At 71.4% G+C, this 18,490-nt stretch carries 15 protein-coding genes and 1 riboswitch; of the genes, 5 read left to right on the forward strand and 10 right to left on the reverse strand.

Annotation, left to right across the window (positions count from 1 at the left end; genetic code table 11):
- Positions 1–107: 107 nt before the first annotated feature.
- A complete protein-coding gene (gene pcrA / locus AB0M29_RS01320) occupies positions 108–2,573 on the reverse strand; it encodes a DNA helicase PcrA (RefSeq protein WP_365377181.1) in 2,466 nt (821 codons plus the stop codon).
- Positions 2,574–2,818: 245 nt separating this feature from the next.
- On the opposite strand from pcrA, the gene AB0M29_RS01325 reads away from it, so the two are divergent.
- From AB0M29_RS01325 to AB0M29_RS01335, 3 genes are all read left to right on the forward strand, one after another.
- A complete protein-coding gene (locus AB0M29_RS01325; protein WP_365377183.1) occupies positions 2,819–3,949 on the forward strand; it encodes an NlpC/P60 family protein in 1,131 nt (376 codons plus the stop codon).
- Positions 3,950–4,123: 174 nt separating this feature from the next.
- A riboswitch (cyclic di-AMP (ydaO/yuaA leader) is annotated at positions 4,124–4,278 on the forward strand.
- A 7-nt stretch (positions 4,279–4,285) separates the two neighbouring features.
- Positions 4,286–5,326, forward strand: coding sequence for an NlpC/P60 family protein (locus tag AB0M29_RS01330; protein ID WP_365377186.1), 1,041 nt, complete (start codon positions 4,286–4,288; stop codon positions 5,324–5,326).
- Between the two features lie 342 nt (positions 5,327–5,668).
- A complete protein-coding gene (locus tag AB0M29_RS01335; RefSeq protein WP_365377189.1) occupies positions 5,669–6,763 on the forward strand; it encodes a C40 family peptidase in 1,095 nt (364 codons plus the stop codon).
- A gap of 66 nt (positions 6,764–6,829) precedes the next feature.
- On the opposite strand, the gene AB0M29_RS01340 is transcribed toward AB0M29_RS01335, so the two are convergent.
- The 5 genes from AB0M29_RS01340 to AB0M29_RS01360 all read right to left on the reverse strand — a co-directional run bounded on the left by AB0M29_RS01340 (position 6,830) and on the right by AB0M29_RS01360 (position 12,987).
- Complete coding sequence (locus tag AB0M29_RS01340; protein ID WP_365377192.1) at positions 6,830–8,086, reverse strand: ThuA domain-containing protein; 1,257 nt, start codon at positions 8,084–8,086, stop codon at positions 6,830–6,832.
- A 221-nt stretch (positions 8,087–8,307) separates the two neighbouring features.
- Entirely contained in the window at positions 8,308–10,026 is a 1,719-nt protein-coding gene (locus AB0M29_RS01345) for a VCBS repeat-containing protein (protein WP_365377195.1), read from the reverse strand.
- A 500-nt stretch (positions 10,027–10,526) separates the two neighbouring features.
- Complete coding sequence (locus AB0M29_RS01350) at positions 10,527–11,894, reverse strand: hypothetical protein (protein WP_365377197.1); 1,368 nt, start codon at positions 11,892–11,894, stop codon at positions 10,527–10,529.
- Between the two features lie 41 nt (positions 11,895–11,935).
- A complete protein-coding gene (locus AB0M29_RS01355; protein WP_365377200.1) occupies positions 11,936–12,178 on the reverse strand; it encodes a DUF397 domain-containing protein in 243 nt (80 codons plus the stop codon).
- Positions 12,175–12,987 carry a helix-turn-helix transcriptional regulator gene (locus AB0M29_RS01360; protein WP_365377203.1) on the reverse strand — a complete coding sequence of 271 codons (813 nt, stop codon included), beginning with the start codon at positions 12,985–12,987 and terminating at the stop codon, positions 12,175–12,177. The genes AB0M29_RS01355 and AB0M29_RS01360 overlap by 4 nt, the downstream gene beginning before the upstream one ends.
- Before the next feature lie 145 nt (positions 12,988–13,132).
- On the opposite strand from AB0M29_RS01360, the gene AB0M29_RS01365 reads away from it, so the two are divergent.
- Positions 13,133–13,573, forward strand: a complete 441-nt coding sequence (locus tag AB0M29_RS01365) for an ATP-binding protein (protein WP_365377205.1) — start codon at positions 13,133–13,135, stop codon at positions 13,571–13,573.
- Between the two features lie 9 nt (positions 13,574–13,582).
- Positions 13,583–14,116 (forward strand): GNAT family N-acetyltransferase, encoded by a 534-nt coding sequence (locus AB0M29_RS01370; protein ID WP_365377208.1) that lies wholly within the window; start codon positions 13,583–13,585, stop codon positions 14,114–14,116.
- Between the two features lie 12 nt (positions 14,117–14,128).
- On the opposite strand, the gene AB0M29_RS01375 is transcribed toward AB0M29_RS01370, so the two are convergent.
- The 4 genes from AB0M29_RS01375 to AB0M29_RS01390 form a co-directional block, all read right to left on the reverse strand.
- A complete protein-coding gene (locus tag AB0M29_RS01375; RefSeq protein WP_365377210.1) occupies positions 14,129–14,638 on the reverse strand; it encodes an NUDIX hydrolase in 510 nt (169 codons plus the stop codon).
- A 21-nt stretch (positions 14,639–14,659) separates the two neighbouring features.
- Positions 14,660–16,201, reverse strand: a complete 1,542-nt coding sequence (locus tag AB0M29_RS01380; protein WP_365377211.1) for a carboxylesterase family protein — start codon at positions 16,199–16,201, stop codon at positions 14,660–14,662.
- Positions 16,202–16,504: 303 nt separating this feature from the next.
- Positions 16,505–17,209, reverse strand: coding sequence for a response regulator transcription factor (locus AB0M29_RS01385; RefSeq protein WP_365377213.1), 705 nt, complete (start codon positions 17,207–17,209; stop codon positions 16,505–16,507).
- Complete coding sequence (locus AB0M29_RS01390) at positions 17,206–18,489, reverse strand: PspC domain-containing protein (RefSeq protein WP_365377215.1); 1,284 nt, start codon at positions 18,487–18,489, stop codon at positions 17,206–17,208. The genes AB0M29_RS01385 and AB0M29_RS01390 overlap by 4 nt, the downstream gene beginning before the upstream one ends.
- Position 18,490 lies beyond the last annotated feature (1 nt).

The raw sequence follows: 18,490 nt of genomic DNA on the forward strand, positions 1-18,490 counted from the left end.
CCGAAGGGGCGCGAGGAACTGCGCGAGCAACCGACCACCGGCAGGTGGCCCGCAGCCGACCGCAAGAGGCCGCCCGCGGGGAAACCGCACAAGCCAAGCCGGCAAGGCTAAAGCTTTTCGACCGGCGCGTACCGCAACAAAAGCTGCTTGGGGCGCTCATCCCCGAAGTCGATCGTCGCCTTCTCGTCGCCCGGCTGGCCGGTGACGGAGATGACGGTGCCGAGGCCGAACTGGTCGTGGGTGACGCGGTCGCCGACCTTGAGGGAGATGACCGGGCGGTCCCCCGCGGCGCGGCGGGTGGCGAAGCCGGTGCTGCCGCGGGCGGAGCGGGCGGCCATCGAGGAGGAGAGCGAGGCCGCGGCCTTGGAGACGGCCGGGCCCGAGGACCCGCCGGGCACACCGCCGGTCCGCTTCCACTCGATGAGCGTCTCGGGGATCTCCTCCAGGAAGCGCGACGGCGGGTTGTACGCGGGCTGGCCCCAGGCGCTGCGCATCATCGAGCGCGTCAGGTAGAGCCGCTCGCGGGCCCGGGTGATGCCCACGTAGGCGAGCCGCCGCTCCTCCTCCAGCTCCTTGACCTGGCCGAGCGCCCGCATGTGCGGGAAGACGCCGTCCTCCATGCCGGTGAGGAACACCACCGGGAACTCCAGGCCCTTGGCGGTGTGCAGCGTCATGAGGGTGATGACGCCGCCGTTGTCGGTGTCGTCGTCGGGGATCTGGTCGGAGTCGGCGACGAGGGCCACCCGCTCCAGGAAGTCGGACAGGGTGCCGGGCTCGTCCTCGCCGCGCTCCTGCTCGAACTCCAGGGCGACGGCGGCGAGTTCCTGGAGGTTCTCGACGCGGGTCTCGTCCTGCGGGTCGGTGGACGCCTGCAACTCGGCGAGATAGCCGGTGCGTTCGAGTACGGCCTCCAGGACGACGGCGGGGCCCGCGCCGGAGTCCACGATGGTGCGCAGCTCCTCCATCAGCGTGTTGAAGCGCTTGACCGCGTTCGCCGAGCGCGCCGCCATGCCGTACGCCTCGTCGACGCGGCGCAGCGCCTGCGGGAAGGAGATCCGCTCGCGCAGCGCGAGGGCGTCGATCATCGCCTCGGCGCGGTCGCCGATGCCGCGCTTGGGCACGTTGAGGATGCGGCGCAGCGGCACGGTGTCCTCGGGGTTGGACAGCACCCGCAGATACGCCAGGACGTCGCGGACCTCGCGGCGCTCGTAGAAGCGGACGCCGCCGACGACCTTGTACGGCAGCCCGACGCGGATGAAGACCTCTTCGAAGACACGGGACTGCGCGTTGGTGCGGTAGAAGACCGCGACGTCGCCGGGGCGGGCGTCGCCCGCGTCGGTGAGCCGGTCGATCTCGTCGGCCACGTACTGGGCCTCGTCGTGCTCCTGGTCGGCCGCGTAGCCGGTGATGACGGGGCCGTCGCCGGACTCGGTCCACAGGTTCTTGGCGCGCCGCCCCGCGTTGCGCTCGATGACGGCGTTGGCGGCGGACAGGATCGTCTGGGTGGAGCGGTAGTTCTGCTCCAGCAGGATGGTGCGGGCCTGCGGGTAGTCCTCCTCGAACTGGAGGATGTTGCGGATGGTGGCGCCGCGGAAGGCGTAGATGGACTGGTCGGCGTCACCGACCACGCACAGCTCCGCTGTTTCCTCGCCGGTCCCGACCAGCTCGCGGACCAGGGTGTACTGGGCGTGGTTGGTGTCCTGGTACTCGTCGACGAGGACGTGCCGGAAGCGCCGCCGGTAGTGGTCGGCGACGTCGGGGAACGCCTGCAGCAGGTTGACCGTGGTCATGATGATGTCGTCGAAGTCCAGCGCGTTGGCGTCGCGCAGCCGCGACTGGTAGAGCGCGTACGCCTCGGCGAGCTTCTTCTCGAACGTGTTCTCCGCCTGCCCGGCGAAGGTCTCCTCGTCGATCAGTTCGTTCTTCAGGTTGGAGATCTTGGCGCTGAAGGACTTCGGTGGGTACTGCTTCGGGTCCAGGTCGAGGTCCCGGCAGACCAGCGCCATCAGCCGCTTGGAGTCGGCGGCGTCGTAGATCGAGAAGGACGACGTGAAGCCGAGCACCTTCGACTCGCGGCGCAGGATGCGGACGCACGCACTGTGGAAAGTGGACACCCACATCACGTTGGCGCGCGGGCCGACGAGCTCCTGGACGCGCTCCTTCATCTCGCCCGCGGCCTTGTTGGTGAAGGTGATCGCGAGGATCGAGCCGGGGTGGACATGACGTGCGCCGAGCAGGTGCGCGATGCGGTGGGTGAGCACCCGGGTCTTGCCGGATCCGGCGCCCGCGACGATGAGCAGGGGGCCGCCGGAGTGCTCGACGGCGGCGCGCTGCTGCTCGTTGAGACCCTCCAAAAGCTGTGCGGGGTCGGTGGCGGGGCGCGGGGCGCCGTCGCGGTAGTGCGTGTCCCGCTCGGGCGGCGGGCCGTCGAACCGGCCGCCGAAGAGGTCGTCGGGCACGTCCTCGCCGCCCGGTCCGTCCTCCGGCTCCGGAGGCGGCGGGACCGAGCCTTCGGCGGAGGCGTCGAACGGTGTGAGACCGCGCAGGAAGTTGTCGTCAAAGAGGCTGCTCATCGCCTCCCGAGTCTAGAGCCCGGCACCGACAGCCCACCGCCGCTTCCGGTGTAGTGCCGAATCCGCCTCCGACGTAGTGCCGATGCCACGCTGTGTGACGGAAAGCGCTGCCGTGCATGCGAACCGCAAAAGATTACGAAAAGGTATCGGGCCTATCGGACACCGGCCTTCACAGCGGCGCCACGCTTTGGCTACGGTCTCCGCCAACCAGGCAGCGTCCGGCGTCCGGAAGGAGTCCGCCCGCCATGGCGACACACCGTAAGGCCAGAACCGCGCTACTCAGCGCCCCCGGTCCGCGAGCGGCCGTGGGGATCACCACCGCGGCTCTGGCGACCGTGACCCTGCTGGGTGAGAGCGCGAGTGCGGCGCCCGCCCAGCCGGCCAAGCCCGCGCAGCCGTCGATCGCCGAGGTGAAGGCGAAGGTCGACGCGCTGATGCACCAGGCCGAAGTGGCCACCGAGCACTACAACGGCACCAAGGAGCTGACCGACCAGCAGAACACCAAGGTCAACAAGCTGCTGGCGCAGGCGGCCCAGAAGACCGAGCAGTTGAACGCCTCGCGGCGGGTGCTCGGGCAGTACGCGGCCGCGCAGTACCGCTCCGGCGGCGACGACTCGACCAGCCGCTACCTGCTGTCGCCCGACGCGCAGGCGCTGCTGGACCAGGCGCACCTGTCGGACGTGATGAGCCAGCGCCAGAAGTCGGCCGTCGAGTCGTACCGGGTGCAGCAGGCGGCGGCGACGCAGCAGCGCATCGAGGCGGCGAAGAGCCTGGCCACCCTCACCACCCAGCAGGCCCAGCTGCGGACCGCCAAGGCGACGGTGCAGACCAAGCTGAGCGAGGCGCAGAAGCTGCTCAACAGCCTGACCGCGCAGGAGAAGGCGCGGCTCGCGGCGCTGGCGGCCAAGCAGGAGGCCGAGGCCAAGAAGAGGGCGGCGGCGCTGGCGGCCAAGGAGAAGGCGGCGCGCGAGGCGGCGGCGAAGAAGGCCGGGGGCACCACCCCGACCGCGCCGGGCTCGTCCTCCTCGTCGAAGGCCGCGACGGCGATCGCGTTCGCGCGCCAGCAGATCGGCAAGCCGTACGTGTGGGGCGCGACGGGACCGTCGTCGTACGACTGCTCGGGTCTGACGCAGGCGGCGTGGCGGGCGGCCGGGATCGACCTGCCGCGGACCACCTGGGACCAGGTGAAGGTGGGCACCCGGGTGTCGACGTCCGACCTCCAGCCGGGCGACCTGATCTTCTTCTACAGCGACATCAGCCACGTCGGGCTCTACATAGGCGACGGCATGATGATCCACGCGCCGCACACCGGCACCGTGGTGAAGATCGCGCCGATCACGGAGATGCCCATCTACGGTGCCGTCCGCCCGGCTTGACCGAGGGATTGACCCTCTGTATTCGGACTTGTCCGAATAAGGGGGCGTGCACAAACAGTAAGATCACAAAGCGATTTCGGTCACATTGCAATCCAAACTTCCCAAGACTCGAAGAAGTTGACTACGGTAGCCCGCTAGGTGGCGTGCTCCCCCGTCGGCTCCGGAGTCGACAGCGCACCACCTCCGCTCAATCCGGTCCTGGACCGGAGCCGGGGACCCACCCAGCACGTGGGGTGAATCGGTAGAGACACCGCAAGGTGTCCCGACCGTAGGGCGACCTTCAGCCCGAACCCGTCAGCTAACCCGGTAGGCGGCACACGGAAGGATTTGCCTCTCTTGGCGTCGCATCGCAAGCCGCGTACCCGAATACTGTCAACGGCGGGCCCGCGGGCCGCCGTCGGTATCACCACCGCGGCGCTGGCCTCGGTCACCCTGCTGAGCGAGAGCGCGAACGCGGCGCCCGCCAAGCCCTCGATCGCCGAGGTGAAGGCGCAGATCGAGGAACTGAACCAGCAGGCCGAGGTCGCCACGCAGCAGTACGACGCCGCGCAGGAGAAGACGACCAAGCAGCGCGCGACGGCGAACCAGCTCCTGGCGCAGGTCGCGCAGAAGACCCAGAAGATGAACGAGACGCGGCGCATCCTGGGCCAGTTCGCCACCGCGCAGTACCGCGACGGCGGCATCGACGAGACCACGCAGCTGCTGCTCTCCGAGGACCCGGCGGGCTTCCTGGCCCAGACGCACATGCTGGACCGGCTCTCCACCACGCAGGAGCAGGCGCTGGAGACCTTCAAGGTCCAGCAGGAGCAGGCCAACATCCAGCGCGCGCAGGCCACTTCGAGCCTCAACGAGCTGACCGCCGCGCAGAGCAAGCTGGCCGCCGAGAAGAAGAACGTCGACACCAAGCTGGCCGCCGCGCAGAAGCTGCTCAACAGCCTCACCAAGGACCAGCGCACCCAGCTCGCCGCGCTCGACCACCACAGCACCTCGTCGACGCCCACGCACTACACGTACAACGGCCCCGCCTCCGGCCGCGCCGCCCAGGCCATCGCGTTCGCCCTCGCGCAGCGCGGCAAGCCGTACGAGCGGGGCGCCACCGGCCCGGGCTCGTACGACTGCTCGGGTCTGACGCAGGCCGCCTACCACGCCGCGGGCATCGACATCGGCCGCACCACCTGGGACCAGATCAAGGACGGCACGCGGGTCTCGGAGTCGGACCTGCGCCCCGGCGACCTGGTCTTCTTCTACTCCGGCATCAGCCACGTGGCCATCTACCTCGGCAACGGCCAGATCGTGCACGCCCCGCACACCGGCGCGGTCGTGGAGATCGGGCAGTTGAGCTGGATGCCGTTCGCGGGCGCCGTCCGCCTGGCCTGACACCGCAGGGCCGAAGCACCGCAACACCGCATTCCGTAGCACACGAGAGCCGGTCGGGGAGTCCCCGACCGGCTCTTCGGTCATGTGGTGGACGCATTACGCCGCGGCCGCCCCGCCCGCCGGTCGGTTACGGTCGCGGGCCGATCGAATACGACCAGTCCCGGTCTCCTTGCCCGCCCCCTCCCCCCGGCAGGTTTAGCGTCACTCCCCAGGTGGTCGATCCCCATTGCCGTCAGAAGCCGGACGGCACGACCGCCCCCGCCGAAGGTCCGGCGGTCGCCTGCTCCCCCCGTGGCGGGCGCCGCCGGACCGTCCCCTGGCCCCGGAAGGGATGACGGCCGCATGGCCTCCCACAGTCCCCGCTCGCACCGCAGACCCACGGCGGCGCGTGCCTTCACCGCCCGCACCTCGGCCCGTACGGCCGTCACCCTCGCGCTCGCCTCCGCCGCGTCGGTCACCCTCTTCGCGGAGACCGGCAACGCGCAGCCGCGGCCCGCCACCCCCGGCGAGGTCAAGGCGGAGGTCGACGCCCTCTACCAGCAGGCGGAGGCGGCCACCGAGAGCTACGACGGCGCGAAGGAGCAGGCGGACACCGCCCGGCACGCCGTCGACGCGCTCCAGGACGAACTGGCCCGCAAGACCGCGCTGTTCAACGAGACGCGGGACACCATCGGTTCGCTGGCGGCGGCGCAGTACCGTACGGGCGGCATCGACCCGACCGTGCAGCTGGTGCTCAGCTCCTCGCCGGACGCGTATCTGGAACGGGCGGGCCTGCTCGACAAGTTGAGCAGCAGGCAGACCGCCGCGCTGGCCCAACTCGCCGCCCAGCGGCAGGATGTGGCGCGCACCCATGACGCGGCCGACGCGAAGCTCGCCGCGCTGCGGTCGGCGCAGGAGCGGCTGGCGGCCCGCAAGCACGAGGTGCAGACGAAGCTGGCGCAGGCGCAGGCCCTGCTCGACCGGCTCTCCGCCCCCGAACGCGCCGCAGTCGACGCCTCCGACGGCTCCTCGGCGCCCACCACCCGCGCCGCCACCCGCACCCCGCTCTCCCCCGACCCCGGCCGGTCGGGCATCCCCGCGGCCCCCTCCGCCCGCGCCGCGCAGGCCGTCGCCTTCGCCTACCGCGCGCTGGGCCTGCCGTACGTCTGGGGCGCCACCGGCCCGAACGCCTACGACTGCTCGGGGCTGACCCAGGCCGCCTGGAGGGCTGCGGGCGTCTCGCTCCCCCGCACCACGTACACGCAGATCAACGCGGGCACCCGGGTTCCCGAGTCCGCCCTCCAGCCGGGCGACCTGGTCTTCTTCTACTCCGGCATCTCCCATGTCGGCCTCTACATCGGCAACGGCCAGATGATCCACGCCCCGCACCCGGGCGCCCCGGTCCGTATCGCCCCCATCTCGGAGATGCCCTTCGCGGGCGCGACCCGCCCGTCCTGACGCGGGACGCACACGCCGACGAGCCCGGCCCCTGGACGTACGGGGCCGGGCTCGGCTGACGCGGGATCAGGACGGCAGGTGCCACTGCTGGTTGGCGCCGCCGGAGCAGGACCAGATCTGCAGGCGGGTGCCGTTGGCGGAGCTGGGGCCCGTGGCGTCGAGGCACTTGCCCGAACCGGTGTTGACCAGGGTGCTGTTGGCGCCCGCGGTCCACTTCTGGGCGTTGGTGCCGTTGCAGTCGTAGAGCTGGGTCTTGGTGCCGTTCGCGGTGCCCGCGGCGGCCACGTCGAGGCACTTGCCCAGGGACTGGATCGTGCCGTCGGTGCCGACCGTCCAGGACTGGGCGGAGGTGCCGTTGCAGTCGTAGAGCTGGACGGCGGTGCCGTTGGCGGAGTTGGCGCCCGCGACGTCGACGCACTTGCCGCCGTAGCCGGTGATGGCGCCGGTGGGCGGGTTGCCGCCGCCGGGCGGGGTGGTGGAGCCGGCGCCGCCGAGCCACTTGAGTCCCTGGATCAGGAACTGGTTCTGCTGGGCGCTGGCGAAGGTGGACGACAGCGCGGTGTTGGTGTCGTAGTTCATCGCGTTGTGGCCGAAGTTCGCGTACAGCATCTTGTAGTTCTTGTTCGTCCAGATGATCGGGTAGTAGCCGCTGTACCAGGTCTGGTTGGGGTCGGTGCCGACCGGGAAGCTGGACGGGTCGATCGAGGCCAGGATGTCGATGTCGGGGTTCTGGCGCAGGTCGTTGTGCCAGCTGTACCACTCACTGACCGACGACGTGATGGTCGCGGGCAGCCCGGCCATCGACGGGTGGTTGCGGTCCTCGATCTTCAGCGTCTCGGAGGTCGGCCCCCAGCTGTTGCTCTGGAAGGTGCCGGTGCCGAGGAAGGTCTCGTGGTACCAGGACCAGTCGCTGGGCGTCTGGTCGTTGTACGCGGAGACGTGGAAGCCCATCCAGCCGCCGCCGTTGTTCATGTACGTCTGGAACGCGCTGCGCTGGGCGGCCGTCTGCGGGTAGTTGTCCAGGAAGAGGACCACCTGGTAGTTGGCCAGGTTCGCGGTGTTGAGCTGGTTCCAGTCGTTGGTCGCGGTGTACGAGAAGCCGTTCTGCGCGGCGGCCTGCGGGAGCCACTGGTTGGCCTCGTGGACGAAGCTGATGTGCGCCGCGTCGTAGGTGCCGTCGTAGAAGGCGAGCACCTTGAACGCGGGGGCGGCGTGCGCGCGTCCGGCGCCCGGCACGGCGGTGAAGCCGAGCAGGACCGCGCACAGCGCGAGGAGCCGTAGCAGCAGGCGTGGCAGGGGAAGTGCCGTGCGGGTTCTCGACATGGGGAGGTACCTCCAGGGACCGACGAGGCAGTGGGGGGATCGTGGGGAGCCGGAGCGCGCGGGGCGGTGACACTTTGTTCACGACTTAGTTCAGGATGCGATTTAACCGACGAGGCATGGCCCCGTCAATACCTCCCACACAAACGCGGCCCGGCCCCGCACCGCGTCAATCGCGGTACGGGGCCGGGCCGTTGGCCGGTGCGCCTGGCGGTCGCCGAGGCTCAGAGGACCGAGGAGTAGCCGTTCCAGCCGGCGGTGCCGATCTTCACGCGGGGCTTGAAGGTGGCGGTGGTGTTGTGGCCGGAGCCGCTGTAGCGGTACAGCTCACCGGCGGAGTTGACGCCCACGATGTCGGCGCGGCCGTCACCGTCGAGGTCGCCGGGGGCGGCCAGCCGGATGTAGCCGTTCCAGCCGCCGCCGATGTCCACCCGGGCCTTGAACGGCGCGGAGGCCACGCCGGTGCCCTTGTAGATGTAGAGGTGGCCGCTGCCGCCGTCGCGGGCGATGATGTCGGCCTTGCCGTCACCGTCGACGTCGCCCGCGCCGATGATGGCGTTGTAGCCGTTCCAGCCGCCGCCGACCTTGATCCGGCTGTTCAGCAGGCCGTTGCCGCGTCCGGTGTAGTCCCACAGCACACCGCTGCTGTCGCGGGCCAGGATGTCGCTGTTGCCGTCGCCGCTGAGGTCGCCGGGGCCCACGGTCAGGTTGTAGCTGCCCCAGCCGCCGGCGACGACGCTGCCGTCGATGTCGCTGTAGAGCGTGCCGTCGATGATCTCCAGCAGCGGCTGCTCGTCGGCCTGGGTCAGGGAGACCGGCGCGATGAGCCGGGCGCCCTTCCAGTCACCGGCGTTGGGGATCAGCTGACGGGCGCTGATCAGGCCGGTCTTCATCCCGTAGTAGTAATACAGGTTGCCGCTGGAGGTCAGCGCGAACAGGTTGTTCTTGCCCCAGAGGGTGTTGGCGCCCTGACCGGCGATCAGCGCGTCGTTCCACTGGCTGCCGACGTGCACGCTGGAGGTGAGCGTCCCGGTGCCCGAGCCGTCGCCCTGGTAGAAGTACAGCTCGCCGGGGAGCGTGCGGCCGTAGATGCCGCCGGTCTTGTCGATCTCGTCGCCGATGCCCAGGATCTGGTTGTAGACGTTCCAGCCGGTGCCGATCTTGATACGGCCCGCGAGCGGGGCGGAAGCGTTACCGGTCGCCTTGTACAGCCACAGGTTGCCGTCCAGGTCACGGGCGACCAGGGTCTCCAGGCCGCTGCCGGTGAGGTCGCCGGCGCCCAGGAGCTGGTCGTAGCTGCCGAAGCCGAAACCGGCCTTGACCCGGGCCCCGAACGGCGACGTCTCACTGCCGGTGCCCTGGTAGAGCCACAGGTCGCCCGCGAAGTCCCGCGCCAGCAGGTCGGGGTGGCCGTCACCGGTGATGTCGCCGACGGCGGTCACCTTGTTGTAGATCTGCCAGCCGTTGCCGGTCCAGCTCGGGCCGCCCGACGGGAAGGCGCCGTTGGACCACATCGACAGGTGGCCGGTGGTGGTCAGGGAGAGCACCTCGGGACCGGCCTGGGTCGTGTCGATGTCGCCCGGGGTGAGGATGTCCTTGTACTGGACCCCGTTGGTGCCCAGGTCGGCCCAGCTGTTGGTGCTGCTGGACTGCTGCAGGACGTGGCCGTTGCCCTCCTGCGTCAGGAAGTCCGCGTAGCCGTCGCCGTCGATGTCGTAGCGCGGCGTGGTGAGCGCGGCGGCCGAGGTCGACATCGCGCGCTTCTTGCTGTGCGGCACGTTCAGCGTCGGCCGCGGCGCGGCCGGCTTGTGGGTGCCCACCGTGCCACCGGGCCGCGCCCCGGCACTGTCGGCGTGCGCGACGGCGGCCGGGCCCAGCGCGAGCGCGCCGAGCGACAGCACTCCTGTGGTGCAGGCGGCGACAAGCCGCCTGCGGCGGCGCATGGCAGTGCCCGCCGGTTGAGCTGAGAACACAATCCCCCCAAGGAATGTGAATGGTGCATCACGAAAATATGGGGCCGAATCGGCGCAGATCGCGCGGAAATGCGGCATCCTGCCGCGGCCCGACCAGGCGTTCCGACTCAGGCCCGGTGAGTCTATCTCCGGCCCGGAGAAAGTGGCCGAAATATCTGGGGAACTCTTTTACCTGCGGTACGCAAGAGGTGCGCACCGCCGTGCGGGCGCACTGCGTGCGGGCTCACGCGGTACGGGGTGGGGTGCGGGGTGCACTGCCGTGCGGGCGCACTGCGTGCGGGCTCACGCGGTACGGGGGCGCGAGGGCGGTGTGCACAGCCGTGCGAGGGCACTGCGGGCAGGCGCACTGCGCGGGGGGGGCGACGCGCTGCCGTGCAGGCGCGCGGCGCGAGAGATCGTGGGCACTCGCGCTGGGTGCGGGCTCGCCCGGTACGGGGTGGGGTGCGGGGGTGGGGTTCGGTGGTGGGGGGTTAGTGGGTGCGGGGGTAGATGATCAGGTGGTGGGGGCCGGAGGGGTCGGCGGTGGCGAAGATGGCGCGGTCGGGGTAGAGGGTGAGGGGGAGTTGGAGGCCGTGGGGTTGGGGGACGGCGGAGCCGGTGGGGAGGGAGACGAGGACGGGGGTGCCGTCGGGGGTGGTGCCGTAGGCGGTGCCGTCGGCGGCTACGGAGACGAAGCGGACGGCGTGGTGGGTGGGGGTCTCGGCGAAGCAGCGGCCCTTGCCGGTCGTCAGGTCGAAGGCCACGGTGTCGAAGACGAGGTAGCGGCCGTCGGGCGAGAGGCGGGCGCCGGCGTCCTCGTCGGGTATCGCGGTGCCGCAGGAGACGGTCGCGCGCACCTTGCCCGTGGCCGCGTCGTGCACGGCCCACACCGGGTCGCCGTCCGAACCCTTCGCCACGGGATGCCACCGCGCCACGAGTTCGCCCCCGGTGCCGCCCTCGACCACGCCGTTCTGCGCGAAGTCGTGCGTGGCGGGCACCCCCGACGGCCGTACGTCCCGGCTGTACCACCCGCCGTCGATCCCGAAGCCCCCGCTGTCGTTGGCGATCACCGCTCCCGCCGTGGTGACGGCCGCGTACGCGCTGCCGGGCATGCAGGTGTCCACGCAGCCGGTCTTCGTCTTCCCCGTGGAGGGGAGGGAGCGGACATGTCCGCTCACCAGGTCCACGGAGGCGCCCTGCGCGCCCTTGTCCCACGTCACGAGCAGGCCCGCGCCGCCGCCGTCCCTGACCTCGACATCGCTACGCGGCGCGGTACCGCTGTCCGACAGCAGCAACGTCACCTTGCGGGTGGGCTCCACCGCACTGCCGTGCGCGTCGGCCGGATAGACCACGGCCTCGACCACCTCGCGGCCCTTGGTGAAGCCGTCCCCACCGCTCTTCCCGTGCGCCCACGCCACCACGTACTCCCGGCCGCCCTGACCGGCCACGACCACATCCGGGATCTCCACGCCCTTCCCGGCCGGGTCCTCGATCGCCTCCGGCGGCTGCCACGGCGCTCCGCGCCACCGCACCGCGCCCGTCCGCACATCCCGCAGCGTCGGCACGTACCCGTCCTCCGACGAGTCCAGATACGCGACGGCCTCCGAGCGGGGCGCGTCCGCGACCGGCGTGGTCCGGGCGTCCTCCGGCATCCACGCCAGCGTCTGCTCCCAGCCCTTGCTGACGTCGAACCCGTTCGGCACGGCCAGCTTCGTCAACGGTGCGGAGGGCTTCCCGCCCTGGGGTTGGGCCGGGTGGCCCGAGGTGGGCTTGCCGCCCCCGCCCCCGTCTCCCCCGCTGCACGCGGTGAGTGCCATCGCCGCCAGCGCGGCTGCTGCCGCGAGCTTCGCCCGTCCCATGCCGTCCCCCGACCAGTTGGCTTGATCAACTGGCCGTCAGGCTATCGCTGCGCGGCGAACTCCACGAAGGCCGCCCACGCGGCGGGCGTGAAGGCCAGTTGCGGGCCTTCCGCGTCCTTGCTGTCGCGCACGTGCACGGTGCTCGGGCAGGTGGCGACCTCGACGCAGTTCCCGCCTTCGGTGTCGCTGTGCGACGACTTGTGCCACGAGGTGGCGACCTCGATGCAGTTGCCGCCTTCGTCGTTGCTGTAGCTGGACTTGAACCACGACAGCTCGGTGCTCATAGTTCCTCCGCCAACTTGCCGATGAAGTCCGAGGACGCCTCGGGCGTGAGGGCCCTCCGAAGGATCATCGCATGGCGTTGCGACACAGTGCTCACCTTTGCGGGCTCGGCGTAGAGGACGCCCAGCGTCTGGCCCTCCTCGTAAGCGAGGTGCTCGTGATCCGGCGTCTCCAGCAGAACGAACGGCCCACGCAGTCCAGGGTGGTAGCCCTCGGAGGTCGGCATCACTTGCACGGTTACGTGACGCGGAACCCCGGCTTTCACGAGGTGGGCAAGCTGCTGCCGGTGTTCGTCGATCGTGCCGATGACTCGGCGGAGCACTCCCTCCTCGATCACGAAGCTGAACGCCTTGGTCTGCTTCTGCAGAAGCGCTTGGCGTTCCATCCGGCCTTTGACGCGTTCCTCCACCGTTTCGTCGTCCAGCGGCGGCCAGTGCCCGTTGATCAGCGACCGCGCGTACGCCTCGCACTGGAGCAGACCGGGGATGAGCAACGACTCGTAGGAACTGAGCGATACGGCCTCTGCCTCGTATCGCATGAAGTCCTGCGAATAGCTCGGAAATGGCTCCGGCTTCAGAAAAGCCAGCGCAGCGACCAACATCCCCTGCGCCCCGCACATCGCGTCCGCGACCTGCAATAGCCTCGGCGTCGGCTTGCGGCGCCCCAACTCCATGGACTTGACGGAGTCGTACTCGTAGTTGGCCTCCTTGGCCAACTGATCTCGGGTGACGCCAGCGCGCTCGCGCCACAGCTTGCATTGGTTGCCGCAGTAGCGCCAAGCCATGGGCGGCTCGGAGTTCTCCGACGTCATCGGCGGTGGTCCCCCCTCGTGGTGCGGCGTAGGTACGGGAACGCTCCGTACCCGGGTGGTGACTCCCGAGGCTAGCGCGGTGCGCACACTCTGTGATCGGCGAACTACGAAATCCGTAGTGCCGACAGCGCGTTGAGGACCCGTCATGACTCCACCGACCCAGCCCACGGCAGCCGCCGATCCCGCGACGGACATCGCATGGCTGCTCCCCCGCCACGCACGGAGCGTAGGCCGCGCGCGTGCCCTCTTCCGGTCCTGGGCCGAGGAGTTACGGCTTCCCGGGGAGACCGTCGAGACGGCGGCGCTGTTACTGAGCGAGCTGATGACGAACGCCGTGTGGCACGGCAGGGTGGCGGGGCGGGAGGTGGAGGCGCGGTGCCGGGTCGTCGACGCGAAGACCCTCCGGGTGGAGGTCTCCGACGCGTGCAACGCGCTGCCAGTGGTACGCGAGGCGGGGTCCGACGACGAGTCGGGGCGCGGGCTGGCGCTGGTGGCGGCGCTCGCGTCGGCGTGGGACGCCGAGCCGAGGCCGTACGGGATCGGAAAGACGGTCTGGTGCGAACTGCCGCTGCCCGGGGGCTGTTAGCGTGCGGCGATGGAAGAACTGGAGATCGCCGAGTGGCCGCCCGCACCGATTCGAACCGAGCGGCTGGTGCTGCGGGAGCCGGAAGCGCGGGACCGGGCGGCGTTCGTCGCCCTCCTCACCTCACCGGAGGTGAACGCGTACCTCGGCGGTCCGCGCCCCCGCGACGAGGTGGAGCGCGAGACGCCCGAGGTGCCGGAGCGGTGGCCCGGGAGTTTCGTCGTGGAGCTCGACGGGGCGATGATCGGCCAGATCCTGCTCCGGAGGGCGACCGGGCACCGTCGCCCGGCCGCCGCGGGGAAGGCCGACCTCGGCTATCTGTTTCTGCCCCGGGCATGGGGATGCGGCTACGCCGCCGAGGCGTGCGCGGCGGCGCTCGGCTGGCTCGACGGCGTCCTTCCCGGCGAGCCGGTGGTGCTCACCACCCAGAGCGCCAACGCCGCCTCGATGCGCTTGGCGGCGAAGCTCGGCTTCACCGAGCTGGAGCGGTTCGAGGCATGGGACGCCGAGCAGTGGCTCGGCATCCGGCCCCCTGCCGCCTTCTAGGCCCCGCGCTCATCAGGCGGCGGAACCCGATCTCAGCAGCTTCACGTACTGCCGGATGCGCAGCACGTCATCGGGGAAGCAGCTGTCCCAGCCCTGGTCCAGCCGCATCCAGGCCGCGGGCTGTCCGTCCTCCGGGGTCAGCGGCTGTTCCGGGTCGCCGATCGCGGCGTAGGAGAAGGACAGCGTCTCCGGCAGGCCCGGGCCGAACGACCGCACCGTCACCGCGGCGGGCCGCTCCAACAACCGTGGCCGCAGCCCGGTCTCCTCGGCCAGCTCCCGGGCCGCGCCCTCACGCGGGCACTCGCCGGGCTCGACCTCGCCACCTGGCGGGACCATCCCGCGCCACGGATGGCTGACCAGCACGATCCGCTCCAGGGCCGGATCCAGGACCCACACATCGGCGCCGAACGGCTCCACGACCCCGAGCAGCGCGGAGCGCAGCCAGTCCCTGGCCCGGTCGAACTCCAGCGTCGCGCTCTCGGCGTCAGCGACAGCGGCATCGAGCGGACGCTGCTCAAACACGCTACGGATCATCTCGACAGGCTATAGACCACCACCGACATCGCTCGCCGCTGCGGACAGGCCCTGGTCCCCCACCGGCCGCAGCACCGGGAAGGCGTGGTCCTGCCACAGCAGGCGGGAGGCTTCCTCGGGGTACGGGACGACGCTCGGCGGGGTGTCGAAGAGGCGGGTCAGGCGCTCGTGGGGGTCGTACGCGGGCCAGCCCGGGTCGCCGTGGGTGGCGAAGGCGGTCCAGGCGGTGCGGAGTTGGGCCGAGACCGCTTCGGCCTGCGGGATGGCGTCGCCGAGGAGGGCGGCGGGCTGGCCGCGGTCGAGGTTGCCGAAGACGAGGGGGACGTCGAGGCCGTGGCAGGCGCCGAGGATGCCGCCCATGCCGGGGGCGGGCCAGGTCAGTTCGCTGAGGTGGGCGCGGCCGCCCGCGGCGGCCTGGGCCTCGGCGAGGTGGAGGGACGGCATGCGGAAGAGCCAGTCGGCGTGGACGCGTTCGTACAGCTCGTTCGGGTCGGCGGCCGGGAACGCCCGGCGGTAGCGGTGCGGGCCGTCGGGGGCGGGGGCGAAGTGGCGCAGGGCGGTCGCCGCCTGGTCGGCGGTGATCTGGCCGAGGGTGCCGTCGAGAAGGCCGAAGAGGCGGTGCTCGTCGCGGGTGTGGCCGACGAGGAGGTCGACGTCCAGGGCGTGGCCGTCGGCGAGGGCCTGCCAGGGGGTACGGGGCAGGATGTCGCCGTCCACGACGGGTGAGAACGGGATCGAGCGGTGCGCGGGTCGGCCCCAACGCCCGGTGAAATCGGCCAGCTTGGCGGTGAGGGCGTCGGCGGCTGCCGACAGCCGGGCCGGGGCGACGGCGGACAGCGCGTCCGCCGTGGGCGGCAGGCCCAGCTCGGCGGCGCAAGCGGCGGCGATGTCGGCGGCCAGCTCCGGCGCGAAGTAGGTGCCCTGCGCGCTCATGGCGACGGCCCGCCGGAAGAGGCCGTGGGCGCGGTCCATCGCGAGCAGCGAGGCGACGGAACCGGCGCCCGCGGACTGGCCGAAGACGGTGACGCGGTCCGGGTCGCCGCCGAAGGCGCGGATGTTGTCGCGCACCCACTCCAGCGCGGCGACCTGGTCGAGCAGGCCGCGGTTGGCGGGGGCGCCGCTGATCTGGCCGAAACCCTCGAAGCCGACGCGGTAGTTGAACGTCACCACCACGACGCCGCCCTCGCGCGCCAGCCGGCCACCGTCGTACTCGGGCAGCCCCGACATGCCGAAGACGAAGGCGCCGCCGTGGATCCAGACCATCACCGGCAGGCCCGCGCCCGGCCCGGGGTCGGGCGACCACACATTGACCGTCAGCCAGTCGTCCCCGGGTGTCTGCCCGGCCAGCGCGTCCATCCCGAACACCCCGGCCTGCGGCGGCGGAGGCCCGAACGCGGTCGCGTCCCGTACCCCGTCCCAGCCGCGCACCGGGCGCGGCACGGCGAACCGCAGCTCCCCCACCGGCGGTTGAGCGAACGGAATCCCCCGAAACACCGCCACCCCCGCTTCCCGGCCGCCACCCACCAGGCCACCGGACACCCGCACCACCATGAAGCAACCTCTCCGAGGGCCGAGGGGACGAAGGGGCGCCCGCCGGCGCACCCCCGCGGATAGTCCCACCACCCCCGGACCAGGGCGAACGAATTTCCCCGCGCGGCGGACGGCCGCCGCAGGCCGCCGCGCCAGCGGACGCGCCGCAGGCCCAGGCCGGGGCCCACGCGGGCCAACCTGCAAAACCGCCGCCGCAGGCAGGCGCGCCGCAGGCCCAAGCCGGGGCCCGCCAGCCCGCGCGGGCTGCCCCCGCGTCTCCGGCCCGCGCGGGCCGACCCGCCGAGCCGCCCCGCAGGGGCGCCCTCAGACCAGGCGGCGGGCCGTCGCCCAGCGGGTGAGTTCGTGGCGGTTGGAGAGCTGCAGCTTGCGCAGGACGGCCGAGACGTGGGATTCCACGGTCTTCACCGAGATGAAGAGCTGCTTGGCGATCTCCTTGTAGGCGTAGCCGCGGGCGATCAGGCGCAGGACCTCGCGTTCGCGCTGGGTGAGCCGGTCGAGGTCCTCGTCGACGGGCGGGGCGTCGGTGGAGGCGAAGGCGTCGAGGACGAAACCGGCGAGGCGGGGGGAGAAGACGGCGTCGCCGTCGCGCACGCGGAAGATGGAGTTGACCAGGTCGGGCCCGGTGATGGTCTTGGTGACATAGCCGCGGGCGCCGCCGCGGATGACGCCGATGACGTCCTCGGCGGCGTCGGAGACCGACAGCGCGAGGAAGCGCACGGGGTTGTCCGGGTCGCCCATCAACGGCGCGCAGCGGCGCAGCACTTCGACGCCGCCGCCACCGGGCAGATGGACGTCGAGCAGGACCACCTCGGGGCGGGTCGCGGTGACCACGGTGACGGCCTGGTCGACATCGGCGGCCTCGCCGACGACCTCCACGCCCGTCTCGTCGGTCGCGCCGATCTCGGCCTGTACCCCGGTACGGAACATCCGGTGGTCGTCGACGAGCACCACCCGTACCCGCCGCTCCTGCGCCGCGGGCGTGCCCGCCGCATCTGTGGACGCCGTCATGCCGCCACCCTCTCCATCTCCAGTTCGACTTCGGTCCCGCCACCGGGCGCGGAGCGCAGCCGCGCCTCGCCGCCGTTGCGCCGCATGCGCCCGATGATCGACTCCCGGACACCCATCCGGTCGTCGGGGACGGAGTCGAGGTCGAATCCCGGTCCGCGGTCGCGTACGGAGACGAACACCTTGGTCGGCTCCACTTCCGCGTAGACCTGAACCGCTTCCCCTGTTGCGCTGCCACCGTACTTGGCCGCGTTCACCATTGCCTCCCGCGCGGCCTGCATCTGCGCCACGAGCCTCTCGTCGAGGGGGCAGTCGCCGACGCAGACGACCTCCACCGGCACGCCGTGCGCGTCCTCCACCTCGGCGGCGGCGGCCCGTACCGCGTCGGCGAGCGTCGTCGGCTCGTCCTCCTTGCCGGTGCCCTCGGGGCGGTACAGCCAGCGGCGCAGCTCGCGTTCCTGGGCGCGGGCCAGCCGCGTCACCTCGCGGGAGTCCTCCGCGTGCCGCTGGATGAGGGTGAGGGTGTGCAGCACCGAGTCGTGCACATGGGCGGCGACCTCGGCACGCTCCTGGGCGCGGATACGCATCAGGCGCTCGGCGGACAGGTCCTGCGTCATCCGCACCAGGTACGGGCCCGCGATCAGGGCGACGCCGACGAGTACGGCGATGGCCGCCTGGAGGATGCCGCCGAGGTGGCTGCCGGAGCCGCGCACCACGATGAAGCCGGTGACGCCCGCCACGACCAGCACCACACCGGCGGCGGCCCTGGCCAGCGGCCAGAACCGCTTGCCGTGGCTCATCTCGACCCAGCGGGCCTTGCGGGCGTTGTCGGCCTGCCGCCACACCAGGGCGACGCCGAGGCTGATGACGAGCAGCGGCCACACCGCGCGGTTGGCGGCGCCCAGATTGAACTGGTCGACCAGGATGCCGGTGCCGACCGCGAGTGCGATCAGCGCGAAGATCTGGCCCTTGTCGGGGCGCTTGCCCGCCAGCCACGAGCGGGCGTCACGGGGCTCCTTCGCCATGGCGACGCCGCCGACGCCCAGCGGCACGAAGAACCAGAAGACCGCGTAGAGCAGCAGGCCGATGCCGTCGAAGCAGGCCAGCACGACGAAGAGCACCCGCACCCACAGCACGGGCAGCCCGAGGTGGCCGGCGAGGCCGCGGGCGACGCCGCCCACCATCCGCCCCTCGGAGCTGCGGTAGAGCTTGCGCACACCGGCCTCGCCGGGGTCCGGCGGGGACAGGAAGGAGGCCCCGGTGGGTTGGCTGCTCGCTGACATA

The sequence above is a fragment of the Streptomyces sp. NPDC051976 genome, assembly GCF_040680795.1.
Classification (GTDB): domain Bacteria; phylum Actinomycetota; class Actinomycetes; order Streptomycetales; family Streptomycetaceae; genus Actinacidiphila.